The sequence below is a fragment of the Acinetobacter sp. YH12239 genome (genome assembly GCF_013417635.1).
Taxonomy (GTDB): domain Bacteria; phylum Pseudomonadota; class Gammaproteobacteria; order Pseudomonadales; family Moraxellaceae; genus Acinetobacter.
This window is the reverse complement of the sequence record NZ_VPDP01000019.1, coordinates 1-21,492: the sequence shown is the minus strand read 5'-3', so window position 1 is coordinate 21,492 and position 21,492 is coordinate 1. Positions and strand designations below refer to the sequence as shown.

Below are 21,492 nucleotides of genomic sequence, written 5' to 3'. Positions count from 1 at the left end.
AAAAAACTCCATCTCATAAGATGGAGTTTTTTTGGTTAAGCTTTTCGACCTATTTGATAACAAGGTGTTAAAGCAATTTCAATTGTTCCTGTTCTAAGCTTTGCTAGATTAAGTTGTTCAGTCGTTGGTTTATTCTCTGGAATCGAATTGTACGTGTGTTGGTATGTCGCATGCGTATTCACCCATTCAGCTGCGGCTGTAGAGCCCTTAGTATCCCAACTCGTGATATTAATACCCGCTCTTATGTCATTATTTACGATTAAGTTTTGTAAATTTAAACGTACACCTCCAGATGACACAAGTTCACTATTAGAATCGACTCCAAAGTCTGGTCTGTTATTTAGTCCAGCTCTGACCCCATTTAGGTTCCCAAAAATTGGATTCGCTAGAATCATACGTATTGTCAGAGATTTATCATTTGCAGTTGAATATGTTGTGCCTGTCGTACCAATAATGAATTGTTGAACATCCAATTCATCTGTCATGGTTGAAGTATTCTTAATGCTTGGACAAGTGGTAGATTTTAAACTCGATGCAGTACGATTGGTTCGTATATCTCCATTTTCATCAATGACGATACTCACTGTTTGTGATGGAATCGTTTTATCATTAAAGTTAAACACTAAATCTGCGTATAATGGGAAAATAATTTGATCCCCAGCTTCAACATTTTTACGTGTTTTGAACACTTTACGATCTAAATAGCTCACTGGACTGTATTTTAGAATATCAAGCTTACCTGTATACCGCTCAGAATTGACATCTTGACGCCACTCCCCGTATACCTCAGTGCTTGTAGGTGTATCCTTGCTGCCTAAGAATCCTTGATAAGCATACTGATTACCAGGAATAATGGATTGACCAAACAGAGTTCCTTTATAGATTTCTAATTTGTCATTTGAAGATTCAATACTTTTAAAAACTAAAGGTTTTTGTATTTTTTGTGAGATATTATTCAACCAATCTTTTGAATTAGAAACGACATCTAATTTTTCAGGTGGTACTTGATTGATTAATAATACTCGTGCTAACTCTTCTGAAGTATTACTACCCGTAACAATTGGTTTCCCTCTCCACTGTGAGAGATAACCACTCGCATAACCTTCGCGCGTAGTAATTACGCTCATATCAGCAATTGCTTGATTATTGTTTAGGCTTGAGCCGTGAAACCCTGCAAAATTAGTATTTTGTCCAATAAAGAGTAAGTGATTGGCCTGATAAATACCCACACTTCTCATTCTAATGATCTGTTGTGCTACTTTTTCCGCATCATCAATTGATACCTTATCGACATCTAACCATGGTTTCAGGATCTGAACATAACTGCCATTTTTGAACTCATTGGCCGTTATATTTTGGCTGATCACTTGAAGCCCATCCAAATTGTCTTTTGACAGCACAACTTGCTGTATATCACCAGGCACATTACTGATTTGATCTACACCTAATGTTTGCAAAATTCGTGTAATTCCGACCATTGCATTATAGGTAGGATCGGACATATTAAAATTTTCAATTGGCTTACCAGTTAGCCCTTGAGCCATATCTTGCACACCAATCTGAATATAAACATCGCTCATTTTCTTAGGCACAATTGAACCTAGATCGACCGTCCCTAACTCAATTTTTCGAGCACTGGCTTCACCCTGAATATAAAATGTAACTTTGTCTCCCACTTTGCATGAACCAATCGCAACATTAGGATCGAGTTCAGTTCGATAGTGATTCAATTTGTCAGTACTACAATCGAACTTTAGTCCCTCTACAGGATAGTCCAAGACAAATCCCAGACAATTAGCATCATTTGAGGTTAAACAACCATTAGAGGTTGTAACGGAACCACGGTTAGGATCTTCATTTATTTTAGCACTCTCTCCACCACATCCAGTCAATGCTAAAAAAAGCGTGGAAAACGTGAATGGGATAATATTAGACTTTTTCATTATAGTTCTCTTTTATTTGATGGCCTTGAGCTTTAGCTGACCAGTATTCACGAGTTTTTGATTTTGAATATCAATTGATTCGACTAAAGGGGTGAGTAATAAATATCGTGTTTGAGGTGGTTTTTTTAATATACCTTCGAGTGCAGAGTATGTCGTGACGTTGGCTTGAGTATTTGTACTTTTAAAACCAGTCGCTCCCTCTAAAATGCAACCTTGCTGATCCAAAAATACTGCAATCGGCCAATAAAAAGTTGGGTTATTTTGAGATGAAGCAAATGATTGAATTTGAATCTGATCAATTGATTCATCTAACTCCACCACCTCGTAAGCAAAACCTTCTTTCAATGGCGCAACTGGCCATAAACCAATTTCACCTTGAGCACCCTTCAAACGCTTAGCTTTCTGAATTTTTTTATCTTGAAAACATGTATGTTCCAAAGATTCTGCAAGATCTTTTGCTTCAATACGCATGTACGTACTCGATAAAGCCATTGCTTCTTTCGCTGTAGGCTCTGTCGGCCGTAGGAACTGAGATAAAACGGCTTTGGTAATCCCTTTTTGTCGCTCAATCGTTTCAAAACGAGCTGCACCTACACCCTGCGTATCAGGAACTACATAAAACCGTTTTCTTCCTTCCAGATTAAACTCATGATCCTCAAGATATTCATGATCAATGTATTCAACACCATCAATCACAGTTACAGGACTTCCTGTTTCAGCTTTCAGTGAACCACCTGCGTTTTTGCTATCTGAAATCTGCTCAACACGTTGAAGGCTTTCTTTAGAATTTTGATCGTGTGTAGATTTATTTTTTGTTAACGACTGCTCATGTTTCGTATTGACTTTAGTCTGTGCAAGATCAATTTTCTTCATTTGATCTTGAGTCTTTTTTTCAACACTCACTGCTGATTGTTCAACATTGTCATTTTGACTGCGCCCAACTGATTTGCTCGCTGTAGGAGCTTTAATACTCGGCTGAGCGATTTCAACATGTATTTTTTTAGGCTCATCTGCCGGTTTTTTTTGAATGATTTTTGGCTGAATATTTTCTCTTTGAACTGATTTTTGATTTTTAATAGATTCGTTTTTTTGAGCACTAGATGCAGCTCTTTCGATGACAATCGGTCTGCCATCTGGACCTATAATTGTGTAAAAGTCTTGGGCATACAATGTAGGACTTACTAAAAAAGAACCTGCACATATAACACAACCGAGAGACTGGCTCACTCTTGTTTTTATTTGTTTAAATTGCTCAAGATTTAAGTCCATTACCATCTCGTTCTATAATTAATACCTAAAATCGTAACTTTGGTATTTGTCGATACATTTAAGCCTGCATATGGATTAAGTAATAAATTATCCACGGCGTCTAGATTGGCTAGGCTACTTGATCCCGCTGGAATTCTATCGCGGCTACGAAGGAACCCGACTGATAAATCAATATCTGTATCTTCATCAAAACGGTAACCAATACCCAATCCAAACAATTGTGCATTATTGATCGGTACCATTGTATTCCGCTTTCCATCTGGGATCGCACTTGTTCTAGGTTCATAACCAGCACGGAATTTCAAACGGTCATTGGCAGAATATTCAACGCCAACGCCCCAACTCCATGGGGATTGAAAACCTAGAGGCAGAGATAAAGAAGAGTCTGTTACATCATTAGATAACAGTTTTGCAATCTTCAGAGCAGAAATTTGACGATCGAACTCAAATTTAAACTTATCCCAAGCCGCATAGTCAGTCCATCCCACATCGAAATTTACTTGTAAGTCCGGGAATACTTTGTACTTAATCCCCGCTTGGAAATGTGCTGGATATTCTAAATCCATAGACATTAGACCAGTTTCAATCGCAGGTACATAGTTCGGAAAACCAAGTATAGTTGCCAAAACTTGCCCCGTAGGTGAGGAGTTTAGTCCTTTGATTAATTCTCGGGATGCGTTTCCATTTTCTACAATATATTTACCCTTCAAGCGCATTTTAGCACCGCTTTGGTAAACCAACCCCAAACCAAACTCTTCAGTGGGTTCCCACAAGACACCTAAGTTGTAGCTTGGTGATAAACTCTGCTCCATTTCAACATTGATTTTCCCGAAAGTTGAAAATGGATTCATGCCCTCATTGGTATTACATAAGCCGAATAACAAAATATTCGTGACAATATTGTCATTCCCTCCACGGAAAGGGGCACAGACAGACTCATCCACCATCCGAAGAAGACCAATCATTTCATTTGGAAAACGTAAATCTGTTTTCATGGCAATGGCTTGATAAGACATGCCCACTGAAGCACCAATTGAAAGTTCGTCATTTACTTGATATGCAATCGATGGTGATAAATATGTAATACGCTCCATGGCAACTTGCTGCCCCATGAAGTTACCCGGATTACCATCTTCTGCACCGAAACCTGCAACCATTGGTGCATAAACTGCTGTAGCGAAAGTAAACTTAGATCCTGGTGGGTTGTAGGAGATCCCTCCAGTTGGAGCTGCTACGGGCCATCCCTCTCCTAAATCCACCATTTTTTTCAATATAGGAATATATAAGGATGCGTACTCGACATCACCTCTCACAGAATCCTTAAAATCAGTACAGAGGTTTGATGGATTATCAAGCGCGTCATTACAAATTAATGGATCATCAGAATATCCAAAGACGTCATAACCTGATGGCGCGGAAAATTCACGCTGAATATCAAAATTAGCAACTAAGCCTTGAACGTCAGTTTGTAACCCTTTGAGTTTGGTTAAACCCGCAGGGTTAAAGTGAATTGCACTAATCCCGGGTGGATCTGCAGTGACAGCATTACCCATTGATAATGAGCGTACATCTACAGATAAATTCTGCCCAAGGTGTGCAAAGACTTGCGTACTACATCCACTCAGAACAATTGCTGTAACTAAAGGATGCAAACGGAATTGACTCATTTCCGAACTCCTTTAGCTTGCTTTTTTCTTACCGAAGCCAAGTATATCTAATGGGAACGATAGGCCGAGAGAAACATCTGGAGAGTCTTCAGTTAACCCGATACCAATCGTTCCATTGACAATCGTCTTTGGACTTACACGTACACCAAGTGCCACCGCAAACATAGAGCTGGTCTGAGTCGCAGGCTCGTAATATTCACCTGTATCATATGTAAATTTGGTACCCATGTTCATCGATTGCTGATAAGACATGGTCAAGGAGACATCATAGTTAAATGAATATGCAAACCCGAACGAGAATCCAGCCGTAACACCGGGTTCAAAAGTATCTAAAACACGGTTACGCCCGGTTAAACCTTCACCTTGAGTATTTCCCCCCCCTCGGATTTGATTTAAGCCAGATTCTTTAAAACCATAATTTGTTGATACTGACGCAAATAATACAACTGGATCAATATATTTTCTTGTACTTGCACCAACACCAACTGAATAATACCCCTTACCTGTTGAGAGATCCGTCAAAGGATTAATTTCATAGGGGCTATCACCTGTTTTTGTCGAGAGATTACCAAACAAAATAAGTGGCAAACGACCTTCTTTCAGTGGAAATGGCTCCCAACGCGCCCCTAAACTAATATCACCCAAACCAGCCGTGGTCGTATCTTTGACACTATCAGACTTTGCAACCAATGGAATTGAAGCGTTTAGCGTGATGTTATCTCTTAAACCATATTGGGCCGTGATGGTATTGGTAATCGTATGATTTGCATCTTCATCAATACGAAGTTGATACAACTGTCCTTCATCGATCGAAGCATTTATTTGTGAATCCCGATAGTACGAATAATCAAGATCATAAAATGTTGAAAATTCACCACGTTTGATCAGTGAATATTGTCGTTCATTAGAGGAAAAAACTTCCTGCAAGTTAGTCTCTTGCGTCGCATCACCTTCTTTTTGTTGGAGTGCATTTGCAGCCTGCCCTTCAACACCTGGCTTAAGAGAAGGTGTTGCATCAACATTTTCAGTAGATTCTGCCGTATAACTTGATTGTGCTTGTTCAAGTTCGGTCGCCGAACTATTTTCAGTATTATTTTGAGTATCTTGAGAAATATTCTCTTCTGATGGAGCTTCAACTGTTTCGGGTGCTGCATAGACGCCTGTGACAATCATTTGAATACTGATTGCGAGTAGCGTTCTTTTCGTCCATTGATTATTCATTTTACTTCCTACCACAATTCTTCATTATTTGGATTTTGTTTCAATTCAATTTACTTACGTTTATAGTAAAGCCGCATATATGTTGTAATGGGTTGATTATACGTTGGAGATTTGGGATCAAGATCTAATACTTTACGCATAGTTGAGGCTTTATCTGCGATTTTATTCATATAATCTGACGAAAATTGTGCATCAACTAAGGCGTAACGGTTAATTGTTGCATCATCGACATGTCTTAAATCTGTTTCTTGTAATGCCAATAGATCTTTCTGTTGAGATTCGGGGACATTCACTAAAAATAAGGTATTGTTTTCCCAAATTTCTTTAAATCGTGCTTCATCAAAACTGATATTTCCTAATGCAGGGTCAGCAACATAAACCCTTCCATCTTTATATGCTTTGTATACAACAAAGTGCTTAAAACCTGCATAGTGAATTGGAACAATTGCAGGTTGTGTCTGTTTAATCAGGTCTTTGAATTCACCACGGTAACCCCCACTTTCATAACCTAAAGCAGTGACGAAGCGCTTCATATCCAATAATGAAAAGCTTCTACGCTCAATGATTCGATCATATTCGCCAAATCGCAACAATCCCTCCATGGTTTGTTGTTCTGTCAAATTTAGACCTGCGTGACCATTAAGAACTGTCGTCAAAGCCGCAGAACCACAACTATAGTCATACGCTTGACGGACTATTCCTCTAAACTGATTTTCGATAGCCGGCTTGATTGCTACAGGTTCACGGTGATTTTTTGTATAAGATAGATGTCGTGAGTCTGATATCTCACTGTAATAAACTGCTTCGCGTGGTTTTTCTTTAATTTCGAGAGCATGACTCGCAAAAAAATACATGATTGCAGAGCCTAAAGTAATTTCTATCATAATGTTAACTGTTCTAGTTCGGCGTACTTGCCTTTATGATTCTGTAGTTGGAGTTTGCACTCACATTTATTCTTATATTCAGAATACCTTTTTCATCCTAAAAATACAGTACTTTTACTTTTTAATTTCAAATTCGCAAAATTTAAAAAACGCGTGATCAACACGCGTTTTTTGTATAAAAACTTAGTGACCAGAAATTTTGATTGAAGTGCTACCCAAATTCAAACCTTGAACTTCGATTGAACCGATACTCTTATTAGCTTCACCTAAAGAAACTTTTTGGATGTAAGCATTTAATGGTGATTGAGCTGGGCTGATATATAATCCATCTTTTGTTACACCAATTTTGGCGTCAGCATTCAGGTTTTTACTGCCTGAACTTGTAACTTTCAAGCCCTCGATTCCTATGCTACCACCACCCGATGTAGATGTATCATTAATAGTTAAGCTTGTAGATAAACCACCAGTGATTTCAGAATCAACGACAATCATAGCGCCTTGAGGTGCATTACCTAATTGAACGTTTGCTTTGGTTGCACCCAATGATAATGTTAAACCTGTAATAATTTGTTTTTCAGAGCCTTCAACAACGCCACGAACATTGTCATCAGAACTGTAAGTGCCAGAGCTTGCAACCCCAATAGAACCAACATTGATGTCTAAAGCACCAGTTTCAGCAAGAACATTAAGTACCGCTTGACCACCAACATCTGCGGCATCAACTTTCAACGTTGCTAAGTTTTGAGTATTTCCAGTACCCTTTGAAATCGTTAAACCGTTAACCGTGATTGCACCAGCACCAATTGTTGGATCATCAGTGCCAGCTGTATTAATGGTCGTATCACCGAATGTCAAAGCGCTATTTGTAAAACCATCATTATCATGAATATATAACTTATCGATTTCGATACCAGCAGTTGTATCAATGGCAATAGTAATACCGTCTTGACCAGTCGTTGCGCTGAGTGATGCATCATCCATTGCCTGCATCGCCATAGCATTCACGCTCACCGCCATTGAAGAAACTAAAGCCAATTTTGTGAATAATTTCATTATGTACTCTCCCAAGAGCATTTTTTTCATTTTTTTGACTGCTCTCCGTGTTTCTGAAGTTTTTATAATTTAACGACTGAAACTTCATCCTTGAGCAGTTCGCTTTGCAGTATTAAGTTAACCTTATGTTATCTTATGATCAATATCTGTTAAGAAAATTCGACCTATTCCCGATAAATGGCATAAGTGTGAACTAGTATTAAATAGGTGATGCAAATTTTCTGAAAAGAGTGTAACAAGTCACAAATGGTAAGTGCTTCATTTTTTAAACAAAACTTAAAAATTTCAGGACTGAGTAAAGCTGATTTTTTGCAAAAAATTGGTTCATTGACAGGATTGGTATATCTTGAAAATCAGGATTTACCGATTATCGGATTTTTGCCAAAAAAATATTGCGTTTATATAAACGGCGGATTCAGTCAATTTGTGCGTTGCTCTGATTTTAATTATCAGTATGAAAGCCAATTTTCTTCACTCAAAGATTTTGTTCAATGTAGCGAAAATTCACTTCCAGATTCTGCAAGCCATTATTTCAGAGGCGGTTACATTGGTTACTATGATTATAATTTTGCAGCAAATTTTCAAATCAACACCAAGGTAAAAAAACAACCACAATTGTTTTTTGGCTTGTATGAAAGCTATTTGATTTATGAAAATAATGATTGGGTTTTCTATAGCACTGAACATAATGCCGAGTGCCTTTATACAAGATTATTAGACTGTATTCAGCAATCTAGTTCATCATCATTTCAACTCAGTTCACCCATGCAAGCACGTTGGACTAAACAACAATATCGAACTGCATTTCAACGAGTACAAGATTACATTGTTGCTGGGGATTGTTACCAAATTAACCTAACTCAAGAATTTGTAGCACAAGCTGAAGGTGAGCTACTGAGTATAGCTAAACCTTTTTGGGCACTCACAAATGCTCCTTATGCTGCTTATCTTAAAATTGATAACCTTGAACTTTTGAGCTGTTCACCTGAGTTATTTATCGAGTTTAGACCCAATAAAAAAATGATCACTAAACCGATCAAAGGCACCATGCCACGCTTTAAAGATCCTCAAAAAGACCAAGAATCCAAACAAACACTCATCAACTCTGAGAAAGATAAGGCCGAAAATCTGATGATTGTTGACCTTCTCAGAAATGATTTAAGCATTTATGCAGAAACTGGCACTGTCAAGACACCAAAATTATTTAACATTGAAAGCTTTAATCAAGTCCACCACATGGTCAGTGAAATTGAAGCGACATTAAAATCCGATGTTCATCAATTAGATGTTTTACACGCAGCGCTCCCCGGCGGTTCAATAACGGGGGCACCCAAAATTCGAGCGATGGAAATTATTGAAGAACTTGAAGAGTCCCCACGCGGTGCATACTGTGGCTCTATTGGTTATTTCAATTTTGATGGAACTGGCTCTTGGAATATTTTGATTCGAACAATTCAAAAATATCAGCAAGATGTGTCTATTTGGGCTGGTGGTGGTGTCACAATCAGTTCAGATTGCGATGCAGAATATCAAGAATGTTTTGATAAGGTTGATGCCATGCTAAAACTGATGAATCAATGGTACGAATCATAAAAAAAGCGACCCATCTGGTCGCTTTTTCCACAACTAAATTTGTAGCACTCACACTTTTAAAATGTCATTCTTCAAGGTGTCTACTAAACGTTGATTTTGCTCATCGGTACCAATGGTGATACGCAAATACTGATTAATACGTGGTTTATTAAAATATCTTACGATAATGCCACGCTCTCGCAATTCATTTGCAAGCTGACCTGCATCTTTGCTTGGTAAAGTTGCAAATATAAAATTTGCGGCAGAAGGCAACACATCAAATCCTAAAGATTGCAGCTGCTCAACTAACTTTATACGACTGGCAATTACTTTGGCATTTTGCGCTTCGAAATAGGCTTGATCCTCGAAAGACGCCACTGCAGCGGCAATCGCAAAACGATCCATTGGATATGAATTGAAGCTATCTTTTACCGCTTCTAACGCTGCAATTAAATGCGGCTGTGCAATCGCAAACCCGACCCGTAATCCCGCAAGCGAACGTGATTTCGAAGTTGTTTGACAGACCACCAAGTTGTCATATTTTTCTACGAGAGCCACTGCAGATTCAGCACCAAAGTCTACATATGCTTCATCAATCACAACCACTGAATTTGGGTTCGATTGAAGTACTTCCTCAATTGCAGACAAACCAAGTGCAATACTGGTAGGGGCATTTGGATTGGTGATAATGATGCCGCCATTTGGTTGCTTATAGTCATCCACAACAATTTCAAATTTTTCGTTTAAAGGCAAAATTTGAGTTTTCACACCAAAAAATTGGCTATAAACAGGATAGAAACTGTAGGTAATATCTGGATAAAGAATTGGCAAATCTTGAACAAAAAATGCCTTAAAAATATGAGCTAAAACCTCATCAGAACCATTACCAACAAACACGTGTCCCACTGGAACATGTTGCTGTTTCGCAATTGCTTGCTTTAATTCCGATGCGTCAGGGTCAGGATACAAACGTAAAACATCCGCGCCATTTGCTAAAACTTGTTGTACCGCTTCTACAACTTTTGGAGATGGTGGATACGGGTTCTCGTTGGTATTCAATTTTAAAAGATTTTGGATTTTGGGTTGTTCACCAGGCACATATGGCTCTAGTTCACGTACTTCTGGACTCCAAAAACGCATTTGTTCTACTGTAATATTCATTTTTAAATTCTCTAAATTCCCCTCACTGACTAAGGAGGTTAGGGAGAGATTTTTTAATTACCCTCACCCAACCCCACTTGCATTTCGATTTCAAGCAATGCTTAAAAACAGATTTAGAGAGGAATATTCATACCAAATTTATGGTTTAAATTACTGATAACGATATCGCGCTGAACGAGCGTGAGCATCTAAGTTTTCTTGCTGTGCAAGAATATCTGCTGTTTTCGCTAAAGTTTTCACGCCATCTTCTGAACACATGATTAAGCTTGAACGCTTTTGGAAATCATACACCCCGAGTGGTGATGAAAAACGTGCCGTACCCGAGGTTGGCAATACATGGTTCGGACCTGCACAGTAATCACCAATTGCTTCAGGCGTATAACGCCCCATGAAGATAGCACCTGCATGGCGAATACTTTCAGCCATTTCTTGTGCTTCATCTAAACATAGCATCAAGTGTTCAGGGGCAACTTGGTTGATCAATTCCACACCTTCGGCACGGTCTTTAACTAAAACGAGTGCACCACGATTAGCAATAGAAGTTCGTGCGATTTCTGCTTTAGGAAGTGCTTTTAAGTGCTCTTCAATTGCAATCGCGACATCATGAAGCAGTTGCTCATCTGGCGTAATAAATACAGCTTGAGCAACAGTATCATGCTCCGCTTGAGACAGAAGATCCATTGCAAGCCATTCTGCATTATTGTCCCCTTCAGCATACACTAAAATTTCTGAAGGACCTGCAATCATATCAATACCTACCTGACCAAATACGGCGCGTTTTGCTGCTGCAACAAAACGATTGCCAGGTCCAGTGATTTTGTCTACTGCTGGAATAGTTTCAGTACCATAGGCCAATGCTGCAACCGCTTGCGCACCACCAATCGTAAATACACGAGTGACACCTGCCAAATACGCAGCTGCCAACACCAATGGATTTAAATCACCATTTGGTGCAGGCACAACCATAATAATTTCAGGTACTCCTGCGACGTGAGCAGGAACAGCATTCATGAGTACTGATGATGGGTATGAAGCCAAACCACCTGGCACATAAATTCCAACACGGTCAAGCGGCGTCACTTTTTGACCTAAGGTGTTACCCAAAGCATCAACATAGGTCCAACCATCTTGTTTTTGTGCCTGATGGAATTCACGGACACGATTTGCAGCTAACTCTAAAGCTTCTCGAACTTCAGTCGTTAAATGATCAAATGCAGCTTTAAGTTGCTCTTGTGTCAGTTCTAAATCTGAAAATTGATGCGCTGGATGTCGATCGAACTGTTGTGTGAGTTTGAGAACATGAGCATCACCATGTTGACGAACATCGGCAATGATTTGGTCTACTGTTTTTAAAAGTTCTGGGTCACTCACGGTTTCAAAAGCGAGCAAGTCAGCAAAGTCTTGCTTAAAATTTTGATCTTGAGTCGATAAACGTCGCATCAATTTATCCACAATGAAATTAAAGGGAAGCTTTAGTTTACCTGTTTTCTGTTGATTTGTGGGCATCTTCATTCAAGCAACCCAGATAGAAATGATTGAAAATAACTTTTGATTAAATTGAATTTTCTATTGAGCTCTGTTCTTATCATAATTTGATTTTATTCGGGGGGATTTTAGATGAAAGAAATAGAAAAATATGTCGGTTACTATTTAGGTATTTATGTCGTTGTTTTAACTATTTGTAGATTTTTTCAATACTTTTATTACTGTCAGGGACAGTCTTTGATGTGTGCCGTTACTAAACAAGGAATCCAAGATATAGTAACTTTAACCGCATATGTACTGACGCCAATAGTTGCAATTATTGGTTTCTTAAATTGGAAGATTGAAAAACAATATGATTTAGAAAAATCACAAGCTGAGAAACTAATAAGTCTTTTAATTGAAGTGAATTTTAAAATTGACAAAAATACAAATTAATTGAATCACTTAATTCCGTTAAAGAAAGCATTGTAATCATTCAAAGCCTTGAGCATGAAAGAGTAAGCTTGTCTCAAATTAATGAGATCGAATTAATTCAACAAGGCTTAAAACTATTAAACAAAATCTTAAACAACCAAGATCGTATTAATGAACAGCTCTACAAGAAGTTCTATATGCATTTTCATTTTTTCGATCAATCTATAACTTATATTGAAGAAAGTTATTTAAATAATTATTACAGACACATCAATGACGCATTTAAGGTGACCCCAAATACTCAGATCATTGATCTACATAATTTTGGTACGAATTTCGAAAATTCACCACCTATAATCGGAAATGCTGCTCGAAGAGAATTCAGCGATCAATTATATGAAATGATAACTACAAAAAATATTAAAGTTACTATCACCGATCCATTATCAAAAGAAATAAACGAATCAGATAAAACTTTTGCAGAGCACAAAAAAGATTACGATCAATCTTTTAATGATTTAGTTCAAGAACTAGTTAAAATTATTAAACCGCATAAAAAAACCGCCTAATAAGGCGGTTTTTTTTTAACTAGCTTAAGCTTTTTTCGCTTCTCTTTCTTCCACTGCTTTTTCAAGCTGTGCAAGAATCGGATTAAGTAAGGCTTGCTTACGCTTAAAGCTCGCTTTGTTCACGATTAAACGAGAAGACACTTTGCAAATTTCTTCAAGAGGCTCTAAGCCATTCGCGCGAAGTGTATTACCTGTGTCCACGACGTCGACGATGTAATCACCCAAACCAACCAATGGTGCAAGCTCCATCGAACCGTAAAGTTTAATCACATCAACTTGCTCACCTAAGCTCGCATAGTATTGACGCGTCAAATTCACGTACTTGGTCGCGATCTTCAAACGACCTTTCGGACGCTCCATACCCACTTTGCCCGCTGTCATTAACTTACAGTTTGCAATTTTAAGATCTAATGGTTCATAGACATTTTGTGCACCATGTTCCATCAGTACATCTTTACCTGCAACACCAATATCAGCCGCACCATTTTCTACATAAGTTGGTACATCAGATGCACGTAAAATTAAAATTCGAACATGTTTATGCGTCGTAGGAAAAATTAATTTACGCGATTTATCTGGGTCTTCTAAAAGATTAATCCCTGCTGTTTCTAGCAATGGCAATGTCTCTTTTAAAATACGACCTTTACTTAATGCTAAGGTTAAACCATGATCAAAATTGCCCATTACGTCAAAATTAGGATCATCGTTTCTCATATCGCTCATTAACTTACTCGCTCACTCGCTTAATTTGGGCACCTAAACCTTGTAATTTTGCTTCAACATCTTCATAACCGCGATCAATGTGATAAATACGGTCAATTAAAGTCTCTCCTTCAGCAGCTAAAGCAGCCAAAACTAAAGAAAATGAAGCACGCAAATCTGTTGCCATAACAGGTGCAGCTGAAAGTTTTTCAACTCCTGTTACAACTGCATCATTACCTTCAACCTGAATATTAGCGCCCATACGTGACAATTCAGGTACATGCATAAAACGGTTTTCAAAAATCGTTTCTGAAATTGTTGCAAACCCACGACCGATTGCATTGACCGCCATCAATTGTGCTTGCATATCTGTTGGAAAATCTGGATGAGGCAATGTACGGAAACTAACGGCCTTAGGACGCTTACCCATCATATCGAGTTCGATCCAATCATCACCGCGCGTAACTTCTGCACCCATTTCTTCAAATTTATCCAACACTGATTCCATCAGCAATGGATCTGTATGTGTCGTTTTAACTCGTCCACCCGTAATAGCAGCAGCCGCTAAATAAGATCCTGTTTCAATACGGTCAGCAACAACTGAATACTCACAACCATGCAAACTTTCTACACCAGTGACGATTAATGTATCCGTATCTAAACCTTCAATCTTCGCACCCATCTTAATGAGCATTTGTGCAAGATCAGTGATTTCAGGTTCACGAGCCGCATTACGGATGGTAGTAACACCTTCTGCTAAAACAGCAGCCATGAGGATGTTTTCTGTCCCACCTACAGTGACCATATCGAAAACAACTTCACCGCCTTTTAAGCGACCATCAACTTTTGCATTGACATAGCCTGCTTCGACTTCAATTTCCGCACCTAAAGCTTCTAATGCTTTTAAATGCTGGTCAACAGGACGTGAGCCAATAGCACAACCACCAGGTAAAGATACTTTTGCACTACCGTAGCGCGCCAGTAATGGGCCAAGCACTAAAATAGACGCTCGCATAGTCTTTACGAGTTCATATGGTGCAAATTGATTATCAAGGGTTGAAGTATCAGCGACTACAGTGTCACCTTCATACTTCATGGTAATCCCAAGACCTGCAATTAATTTTACAAGCGTATGAACATCTTTAAGCTTTGGTACATTTCTGAGCGTAATTGGTGTTTCAGCAAGAATCATTGCTGCTAAAAGTGGCAATGCAGCATTTTTTGCACCAGAGATGCGAACTTCGCCTTCTAGTCTTTTACCACCAGTGATTAGAAATTTATCCATTTATTCCTTAAGCTCCGAAAAGACTAGCTTTGCGCCATTCTTCTTTTGTCATTGCGCGTATGGTTACAGCGTGAACTGCACCACTTTTAATATATTCGTTAAGAGGAGCATAAACTGCTTGTTGACGAGCAACTGTTCTTTTACCTTCAAACAGATCATCTACAATACGGAGGTCAAATTTCCCACCTTGTCCACTTACAGCAACATCAGCAGAAGGGAAAGCAGCTTTTAAGATTTCAGTGAGCTGTTCACTATTCATTGCAAAGACCTCTCATGGGACGATCGATTGTGTAAAAACGAATTATTTTACTATAACTCATTCAATGAATTCATCTGCTATACAATTTATCTATAAAAAAAAGAGGTAATATACCTCTTTTTTTATTTCCAGCTACAGACTGTCATATAGGCAGTGGCTGAAAAGCCATTTGCATTTTACGATATCGCATTAACTGTCTTTTTATTTTCTCAGTCAATTTTTTAATTGATGCATACATATCATCGCCAGATGCCTGAGCAAAAAGTTCGACGCCGGGTAAACGCACGATTGCTTCAGCGATATGATTCGAGCTTCCTTTTTTCGAACGCTTATCGACTTGGTGATCCTTTGTGAGTTTCACCTGCATACTATTGACCTGATCAAGGTGCTTGGTCATTTCGGCGAATTTACAACGAATATTCTCTTCTATTGCAGGAGTAATACTTAAATGATGTCCACGAATTGTTATTTGCATAATCCTATCCCTCTCCTTCTAAAGGATTTGATTGAGTTAAGCCATGTGATTGCATGACAGAACATTCAACATAGAATTATTCTGCAAATTTAAGTCATGAAATCATGCTGGCTAAACCTCGTGTAACTAAAAAAAAAGAGATTCATTATTTCGTCATAATGAACCTCTAGAATAATCACACTTCAAATTTCAGATCAAGACTTTTCGATCGGATGATGCAGGAATATGTAACGATTCGCGATATTTTGCGACTGTACGACGTGCAACATCGATACCATCCTCATTTAACAACTTAGCTAAACTGTTATCAGATAATGGTTTCCTTGGGTTCTCTTCAGCAATCAACTTTTTAATTTTTGCTCGGATCGCAGTTGAAGACGCTTCACCACCTGACGTTGTTCCAACATGGCTTGAAAAAAAATATTTAAGTTCAAACAACCCTCTCGGGGTAAGTAAATATTTATTGGTGGTTACACGAGATACTGTTGATTCATGTAACTCAACTTCCTCCGCCACATCTCTCAACACCAAAGGTTTCATTCCTTCAGCACCCAACTCTAAAAAATCTCGCTGATGCTGAACAATACACGTCGCCACTTTTAAAAGCGTTTTATGGCGTTCGTCTACACTTTTAATAAAATTTTTAGCATCAAGCATTTGATTGCGTAAATATTGATTATCTGCACTTTGATCAGCTCGACGAATCATATTTGCGTAATAAGGGTTGATACGTAACTTTGGCAAAATATCTGGATTTAAGTGCACATGCCAACTGTCATTTTTCTTTGCCACCACAACATCAGGCACTTGATATTCAGATTCTTTATTTTCAAACATTAACCCTGGATAGGGTTGTAATGATTTTAAAAGTTGTATCGCTGCTTTTAACTGTTCAAGTTTAAAACCTGTTTGCTTCAGTAATTTATTTAGGTCATTGGCAATCAATAATTCATAATGCTGCAATAACAATAACGCGTCATTACGGCAAGGTAAGGTATTAGGCAAAACTTGAAGCTGAACATATAAGCATTCCACAAGATTGCGTGAACCAACGCCAATCGGCTCTAGTCTTTGAATATGTTTCAACACTACTAAAATTTCATCAATCTCAACATCTTCTTCAATATCCATCTGTGCGAGTAAAGTCAGCACTGCGTGGTGAATTTCTTCAACGCTCTCATCTAAAAAGCCTTTTTCATCCAAACCATCTACGATGCAATAAGCGATCAAAAGATCAGTTTGGGAGAAATTTAGAAGATTAACTTGCTCTAAAATATGATCTTTCAGTGTATTTTGAATTGAACGATTATCCTCACGTTCTTCATATTCTGGTAATTCCATTGATGATGATTGATGGGTATAGACATCATCCCATTCCGTATCAACAGGCAAGTCATTTGGTAAATGATCTGCATTTAGTTCTCGAGTAAGATCACTAACAGACTGCTCCTGATTCAACTCCTCCAAACTTTGCATTGGGGAATCGTCTTCCACCTTCTCAAGTAAGGGATTACTATCCAACTGCAATTGAACTTCTTGCTCCAACTCTAAGCTGGATAATTGTAAAAGTCGGATCGCTTGTTGGAGTTGGGGTGTCAAAGACAAAGAATTGGATACTTTTAGTCCTAACGCTAATTTCATAAATCATTACCCCCTAACATCTTTATTATTAAGCAATAATCATGCCTACAATTCTTATAACATAAGTTTCAAGTGTTAGGTTAATCAATTAGTCTTAATTATTAATAACAAATAAGGATAAAATACATTATAATTCAATCACTTTTTTTTAATTAATATTCAAAAAAATATGAGCACTCAAGTTTAAATTAAAAAAATAATTTTTTAGCGTTATCTGCAGTTATGGTTGATTAAAAATAAACCACTTACTCATGATCAAGGTGTTATAAGTTCATGATTTGTTTCGCGTTGATCAAAAAATCTAAATTCATTCGAATTTCGAGTATTTTTTATTCTTTACTTATTCTCATAGAAAGTATAAAAATAATTAATAGCTTATTTTGAATAGATTTCAACCAAATTTGAGAACTGTCAAAATTATAAGAACGATATATTAAAAGACATGGAGATTTCTTGATGAAAAGTCTATCTGGTAAAGTCCTTCTCAGCGCATTAGGCTTCATCATCGCTGGTGGAACAATGAGTCAAGCCAATGCTACTGACACCGTTGCGAAAATCAAAAAAAATGGAAAAGTGATCATCGGGTATCGTGAATCTTCTGATCCAATCTCATATATTGTTGGTGGTAAACCTATGGGGTATGCCATCGATATCTGTAATAACGTAGCCAACGAATTAAAAAAAGAGTTAAAACTCCCCAACTTAAAAGTTGAATATAAAGCGGTTACTTCTTCCACGCGAATTCCTGAAATGCTCGCTGGAAACATTGATATGGAATGCGGCACAACAACCAATTCTGTTCAGCGACAACAGCAAGTCAACTTCTCTACAAATTACTTTGCCACTGAAGTACGTATGGCAGTCAAAGCTTCAGCGCCTTTCAAAGATTTAGGTGATTTAAATGGTAAAGCCGTTGCCACAACGCAAGGAACAACCTCGGATAAATACATCAAAATGGGTGCACGAGGAGAAAAAATAAAAGTTACCAATGTCTATGGTAAAGATCATGCTGATTCTTTTGCAATGGTCGCTTCGGGACGTGCAGCTGCATTTGTTATGGATGACAATATTCTTGCAGGGCTCATTGCCAAATCATCAAAACCTCAAGATTTTAAAATTGTAGGTCCAGTCCTTTCGTCAGAACCTTACGGAATTATGCTGCCTAAAGGGGATGCCAAGTTTAAAGCGATTGCAGATCGTGTGGTAACTGGTATGTGGAAAAATGGTCAAATGGATACCCTTTATAAAAAATGGTTCTTATCACCTATTCCACCACGCAATATCAATCTAAACATGCCTATGAGTAGCTCATTTAAAAAATTAAAAGCATCTCCGAATGATGCAGGGATTAAATAACTAAAATTATGAGGGCTTAAATAGAAACACTTAAGCCCTTTTTTCTCATAACCATTGCAGGGAATTTCAATGACTGTTGGTTCTTTAAATTGGACGTCATTTTGCTTGGCATCCAACGAATATGGTGTTGATAAAAAAGATTGGGCTGAATCTATCTGTAGTGCGATTGGAGGTTCAAGTTATTCAGCTGTTGCTGATGCACCGACTTGGTTACAAATACTTGGATCAGGTATTTGGACCATGATCTGGACTGCTGTCATTGCCTTTTTCATCGCATTTTTACTTGGTTCACTTATTGGCATTATGCGTACATTACCCAATAAGTTACTTTCATTCATTGGGACTTGTTATGTAGAGTTATTTAGAAATATACCCTTAATCGTTCAATTATTTTTCTGGGCATTCGTTTTTCCTCAACTCCTGCCATTAAGTATGAGTACTGGAAGTGGTGAAATGGTTCCTGGCGGATGGTGGCAAAATATTTTAAATAATAATCCAGCAATTATTGGTGTATTTGCACTGGGTCTATATACCGCTGCAAGGATTGCTGAGCAGGTTCGAGCAGGTATTAATACCGTTTCACAAGGTCAAAAAAATGCAGCTTATGCGATTGGTTTAAATTTAAACCAAAGTTATCGTTATGTCATTCTGCCAGTGGCTTATCGAATCGTTTGGCCAACACTAACATCGGAAGCAATGAATGTATTTAAAAATTCAGCCGTGCTTTTTGCCTTAAGTGTTTTGAATTTTTTTGCATATACCAAAACAATGCGAGAAGAAACCTCTCAAGATGTGGTCATTTTAATTCTTTCAACACCTGTTTATCTCATCATCACTTATTCAATTAAATACCTGATGGCATGGATTGAGAAACGGATGGCGGTACCAGGTCTAGGTTCGGGAGGTAAATAAAATGGACTTCAGTGTTCTAAATCATCCCGATGTTGTTGCAAGTTTGATCGCTGGTTTTAAATTCACAGTTACAGTAACCATTCTTTCAATTATTGGTGGGATTCTTCTTGGTACACCAATCGCGATGATGCGTCTATCAAATAATAAAATTGCCAGTGGATTTGCAAAATTTTATGTCGACTTTTTTCGAGGTGTTCCCCTCATTCAAGTTATTTTTATCTTTTACTTTTTACTTCCTAAGTTTTTCGATTTCCAATATCACACCTATTGGGGACCTTTATTTTCAAGTGTAGTAACCTTCGCCATTTTTGAGGCTGCATTTTTTTCAGAAATTGTCCGCTCTGGCATTCAATCAGTTTCTAAAGGACAAGTGAATGCAGGTTACGCCTTGGGGTTTAATTATCGCCAGACGATGTCATACGTAGTTTTACCCCAAGCTTTTAGAAATATGTTACCCGTTATATTGACGCAATCCATTGTTCTTTTTCAAGATGTATCTTTGGTTTATGTCATCAGTGCACCAGATTTCCTAGGCAATGCAAATACTTTAGCTAATACCTATGGTTCGGAAACCAAAGCCGTTTTTTATCTAGTTGTTGCTATCGTCTATTTTGTCATTTCATTTGCACTTTCACGACTAGTTAAACGCTTACATCAAAAAATAGCCATTATTCGATAAGGAGAATCAAAATGCCAATGATTGAAATTCAAGATGTATCCAAATGGTATGGAGATTTTCAGGTACTTAGCGAGTGCTCAACCACTATTAATAAAGGTGAAGTTGTCGTTGTATGCGGTCCATCTGGCTCAGGTAAATCTACACTCATTAAAACCGTAAATGCTTTAGAACCTTTTCAACAAGGAAATATTATCGTTGATGGTACAGCGTTAAAAGATTCTAAAACGAATCTAGCAAAATTCAGATCTAGAGTAGGTATGGTATTTCAACATTTTGAACTTTTTCCTCACATGACTGTGTTAGATAACCTAACAATAGGACAAATCAAAGTACTTAATCGCTCAACTGAAGAAGCTAAAATAAAGGCCTTACAATATTTGGATCGAGTCGGTTTGACAGCACACAAAGATAAATTTCCAGGACAATTATCAGGTGGTCAACAACAACGTGTCGCGATTGCACGTGGTCTTTGTATGGATCCAGTTTGTATGCTATTTGATGAACCCACTTCCGCATTAGATCCTGAAATGGTCGGTGAAGTGCTTGAAGTCATGAGCCAACTTGCAAAAGAAGGCATGACAATGATGTGTGTTACGCATGAAATGGGATTTGCAAAAAAAGTTTCAGATCGAGTGATATTTATGGATCAAGGCATAATCTTAGAAGATTGCCCGACTGATGACTTCTTTAATAAGCCACAAGAGCGACATGAAAGAACAAAATACTTTTTAGAGAAAATTTCAGCAGTACACTAAACATTAGATTAAATCAGAAAATTTCGCGATATCTACTCAAATTATTTCGAATTCTGATTATCCCATATAAAAAAACACCCCCTTCTATTGAAGGGGGTGTTTAGAATAATGAGCTGGCGATGACTTACTCTCACATGGGTAACCCCACACTACCATCAGCGCTAAGAGGTTTCACTTCTGAGTTCGGGAA

20 protein-coding genes are annotated in these 21,492 nt (G+C 37.9%); 7 read left to right on the top strand and 13 right to left on the bottom strand.

Going from position 1 to position 21,492, the window contains the following annotated elements; genetic code table 11:
- Positions 1-35: 35 nt before the first annotated feature.
- The 6 genes from FTV17_RS13085 to FTV17_RS13060 form a co-directional block, all read right to left on the bottom strand.
- Positions 36-1,943: a hypothetical protein gene (locus FTV17_RS13085; RefSeq protein ID WP_180000168.1), complete on the bottom strand. Its 1,908-nt coding sequence runs from the start codon at positions 1,941-1,943 to the stop codon at positions 36-38.
- Between the two features lie 12 nt (positions 1,944-1,955).
- The gene (filE, locus tag FTV17_RS13080; RefSeq protein ID WP_180000166.1) at positions 1,956-3,212 is read right to left on the bottom strand and encodes a putative pilus assembly protein FilE; all 1,257 of its coding nucleotides are present in this window, start codon (positions 3,210-3,212) and stop codon (positions 1,956-1,958) included.
- The gene (locus tag FTV17_RS13075) at positions 3,212-4,879 is read right to left on the bottom strand and encodes an OmpP1/FadL family transporter (RefSeq protein WP_180000164.1); all 1,668 of its coding nucleotides are present in this window, start codon (positions 4,877-4,879) and stop codon (positions 3,212-3,214) included. The genes filE and FTV17_RS13075 overlap by 1 nt, the downstream gene beginning before the upstream one ends.
- 12 nt (positions 4,880-4,891) lie before the next feature.
- Positions 4,892-6,100 (bottom strand): hypothetical protein, encoded by a 1,209-nt coding sequence (locus FTV17_RS13070; RefSeq protein WP_092768595.1) that lies wholly within the window; start codon positions 6,098-6,100, stop codon positions 4,892-4,894.
- A 50-nt stretch (positions 6,101-6,150) separates the two neighbouring features.
- Positions 6,151-6,984 (bottom strand): C39 family peptidase, encoded by an 834-nt coding sequence (locus tag FTV17_RS13065; RefSeq protein WP_180000162.1) that lies wholly within the window; start codon positions 6,982-6,984, stop codon positions 6,151-6,153.
- A gap of 183 nt (positions 6,985-7,167) precedes the next feature.
- Positions 7,168-8,037 (bottom strand): DUF6160 family protein, encoded by an 870-nt coding sequence (locus FTV17_RS13060; protein ID WP_180000160.1) that lies wholly within the window; start codon positions 8,035-8,037, stop codon positions 7,168-7,170.
- Positions 8,038-8,283: 246 nt separating this feature from the next.
- Here FTV17_RS13060 and pabB point away from each other — a divergent pair, with 246 nt between their 5' ends.
- Positions 8,284-9,630, top strand: a complete 1,347-nt coding sequence (pabB, locus tag FTV17_RS13055) for an aminodeoxychorismate synthase component I (protein WP_180000158.1) — start codon at positions 8,284-8,286, stop codon at positions 9,628-9,630.
- A gap of 48 nt (positions 9,631-9,678) precedes the next feature.
- Here pabB and hisC read toward each other — a convergent pair whose 3' ends face one another.
- Entirely contained in the window at positions 9,679-10,770 is a 1,092-nt protein-coding gene (gene hisC, locus FTV17_RS13050; RefSeq protein WP_180000156.1) for a histidinol-phosphate transaminase, read from the bottom strand.
- Positions 10,771-10,920: 150 nt separating this feature from the next.
- Positions 10,921-12,222 (bottom strand): histidinol dehydrogenase, encoded by a 1,302-nt coding sequence (gene hisD / locus FTV17_RS13045; RefSeq protein WP_171260738.1) that lies wholly within the window; start codon positions 12,220-12,222, stop codon positions 10,921-10,923.
- Positions 12,223-12,387: 165 nt separating this feature from the next.
- On the opposite strand from hisD, the gene FTV17_RS13040 reads away from it, so the two are divergent.
- A complete protein-coding gene (locus FTV17_RS13040; protein WP_180000154.1) occupies positions 12,388-12,690 on the top strand; it encodes a hypothetical protein in 303 nt (100 codons plus the stop codon).
- Positions 12,691-12,758: 68 nt separating this feature from the next.
- Entirely contained in the window at positions 12,759-13,238 is a 480-nt protein-coding gene (locus FTV17_RS13035; protein ID WP_180000152.1) for a hypothetical protein, read from the top strand.
- 24 nt (positions 13,239-13,262) lie between these two features.
- Here the strand turns inward: FTV17_RS13035 and hisG are convergent, their stop codons facing one another.
- The 5 genes from hisG to FTV17_RS13010 all read right to left on the bottom strand — a co-directional run bounded on the left by hisG (position 13,263) and on the right by FTV17_RS13010 (position 17,600).
- Complete coding sequence (hisG, locus tag FTV17_RS13030) at positions 13,263-13,961, bottom strand: ATP phosphoribosyltransferase (protein ID WP_180000150.1); 699 nt, start codon at positions 13,959-13,961, stop codon at positions 13,263-13,265.
- Positions 13,962-13,965: 4 nt separating this feature from the next.
- Complete coding sequence (gene murA / locus FTV17_RS13025) at positions 13,966-15,225, bottom strand: UDP-N-acetylglucosamine 1-carboxyvinyltransferase (RefSeq protein WP_180000148.1); 1,260 nt, start codon at positions 15,223-15,225, stop codon at positions 13,966-13,968.
- A 7-nt stretch (positions 15,226-15,232) separates the two neighbouring features.
- Positions 15,233-15,484: a BolA family iron metabolism protein IbaG gene (ibaG, locus tag FTV17_RS13020; protein WP_180000146.1), complete on the bottom strand. Its 252-nt coding sequence runs from the start codon at positions 15,482-15,484 to the stop codon at positions 15,233-15,235.
- Between the two features lie 142 nt (positions 15,485-15,626).
- Positions 15,627-15,959, bottom strand: a complete 333-nt coding sequence (hpf, locus tag FTV17_RS13015; RefSeq protein ID WP_035268921.1) for a ribosome hibernation-promoting factor, HPF/YfiA family — start codon at positions 15,957-15,959, stop codon at positions 15,627-15,629.
- A 189-nt stretch (positions 15,960-16,148) separates the two neighbouring features.
- A complete protein-coding gene (locus FTV17_RS13010; protein WP_180000144.1) occupies positions 16,149-17,600 on the bottom strand; it encodes an RNA polymerase factor sigma-54 in 1,452 nt (483 codons plus the stop codon).
- A 456-nt stretch (positions 17,601-18,056) separates the two neighbouring features.
- On the opposite strand from FTV17_RS13010, the gene FTV17_RS13005 reads away from it, so the two are divergent.
- From FTV17_RS13005 to FTV17_RS12990, 4 genes are all read left to right on the top strand, one after another.
- Positions 18,057-18,956 carry an amino acid ABC transporter substrate-binding protein gene (locus FTV17_RS13005; protein ID WP_180000142.1) on the top strand — a complete coding sequence of 300 codons (900 nt, stop codon included), beginning with the start codon at positions 18,057-18,059 and terminating at the stop codon, positions 18,954-18,956.
- A gap of 69 nt (positions 18,957-19,025) precedes the next feature.
- Positions 19,026-19,868, top strand: a complete 843-nt coding sequence (locus FTV17_RS13000; RefSeq protein WP_180000140.1) for an amino acid ABC transporter permease — start codon at positions 19,026-19,028, stop codon at positions 19,866-19,868.
- A gap of 1 nt (position 19,869) precedes the next feature.
- Positions 19,870-20,547: an amino acid ABC transporter permease gene (locus FTV17_RS12995; protein ID WP_180000138.1), complete on the top strand. Its 678-nt coding sequence runs from the start codon at positions 19,870-19,872 to the stop codon at positions 20,545-20,547.
- Positions 20,548-20,558: 11 nt separating this feature from the next.
- Complete coding sequence (locus FTV17_RS12990) at positions 20,559-21,302, top strand: amino acid ABC transporter ATP-binding protein (RefSeq protein WP_180000136.1); 744 nt, start codon at positions 20,559-20,561, stop codon at positions 21,300-21,302.
- Positions 21,303-21,492: the final 190 nt, after the last annotated feature.

Coding starts and splice junctions, on each gene's coding strand:
- FTV17_RS13085 (WP_180000168.1), bottom strand. CDS start 1,943: ATGAAAAAGTCTAATATTATCCCATTCACGTTTTCCACGCTTTTTTTA.
- filE (WP_180000166.1), bottom strand. CDS start 3,212: ATGGACTTAAATCTTGAGCAATTTAAACAAATAAAAACAAGAGTGAGC.
- FTV17_RS13075 (WP_180000164.1), bottom strand. CDS start 4,879: ATGAGTCAATTCCGTTTGCATCCTTTAGTTACAGCAATTGTTCTGAGT.
- FTV17_RS13070 (WP_092768595.1), bottom strand. CDS start 6,100: ATGAATAATCAATGGACGAAAAGAACGCTACTCGCAATCAGTATTCAA.
- FTV17_RS13065 (WP_180000162.1), bottom strand. CDS start 6,984: ATGATAGAAATTACTTTAGGCTCTGCAATCATGTATTTTTTTGCGAGT.
- FTV17_RS13060 (WP_180000160.1), bottom strand. CDS start 8,037: ATGAAATTATTCACAAAATTGGCTTTAGTTTCTTCAATGGCGGTGAGC.
- pabB (WP_180000158.1), top strand. CDS start 8,284: ATGGTAAGTGCTTCATTTTTTAAACAAAACTTAAAAATTTCAGGACTG.
- hisC (WP_180000156.1), bottom strand. CDS start 10,770: ATGAATATTACAGTAGAACAAATGCGTTTTTGGAGTCCAGAAGTACGT.
- FTV17_RS13040 (WP_180000154.1), top strand. CDS start 12,388: ATGAAAGAAATAGAAAAATATGTCGGTTACTATTTAGGTATTTATGTC.
- hisG (WP_180000150.1), bottom strand. CDS start 13,961: ATGAGCGATATGAGAAACGATGATCCTAATTTTGACGTAATGGGCAAT.
- murA (WP_180000148.1), bottom strand. CDS start 15,225: ATGGATAAATTTCTAATCACTGGTGGTAAAAGACTAGAAGGCGAAGTT.
- ibaG (WP_180000146.1), bottom strand. CDS start 15,484: ATGAATAGTGAACAGCTCACTGAAATCTTAAAAGCTGCTTTCCCTTCT.
- hpf (WP_035268921.1), bottom strand. CDS start 15,959: ATGCAAATAACAATTCGTGGACATCATTTAAGTATTACTCCTGCAATA.
- FTV17_RS13010 (WP_180000144.1), bottom strand. CDS start 17,600: ATGAAATTAGCGTTAGGACTAAAAGTATCCAATTCTTTGTCTTTGACA.
- FTV17_RS13005 (WP_180000142.1), top strand. CDS start 18,057: ATGAAAAGTCTATCTGGTAAAGTCCTTCTCAGCGCATTAGGCTTCATC.
- FTV17_RS13000 (WP_180000140.1), top strand. CDS start 19,026: ATGACTGTTGGTTCTTTAAATTGGACGTCATTTTGCTTGGCATCCAAC.
- FTV17_RS12995 (WP_180000138.1), top strand. CDS start 19,870: ATGGACTTCAGTGTTCTAAATCATCCCGATGTTGTTGCAAGTTTGATC.
- FTV17_RS12990 (WP_180000136.1), top strand. CDS start 20,559: ATGCCAATGATTGAAATTCAAGATGTATCCAAATGGTATGGAGATTTT.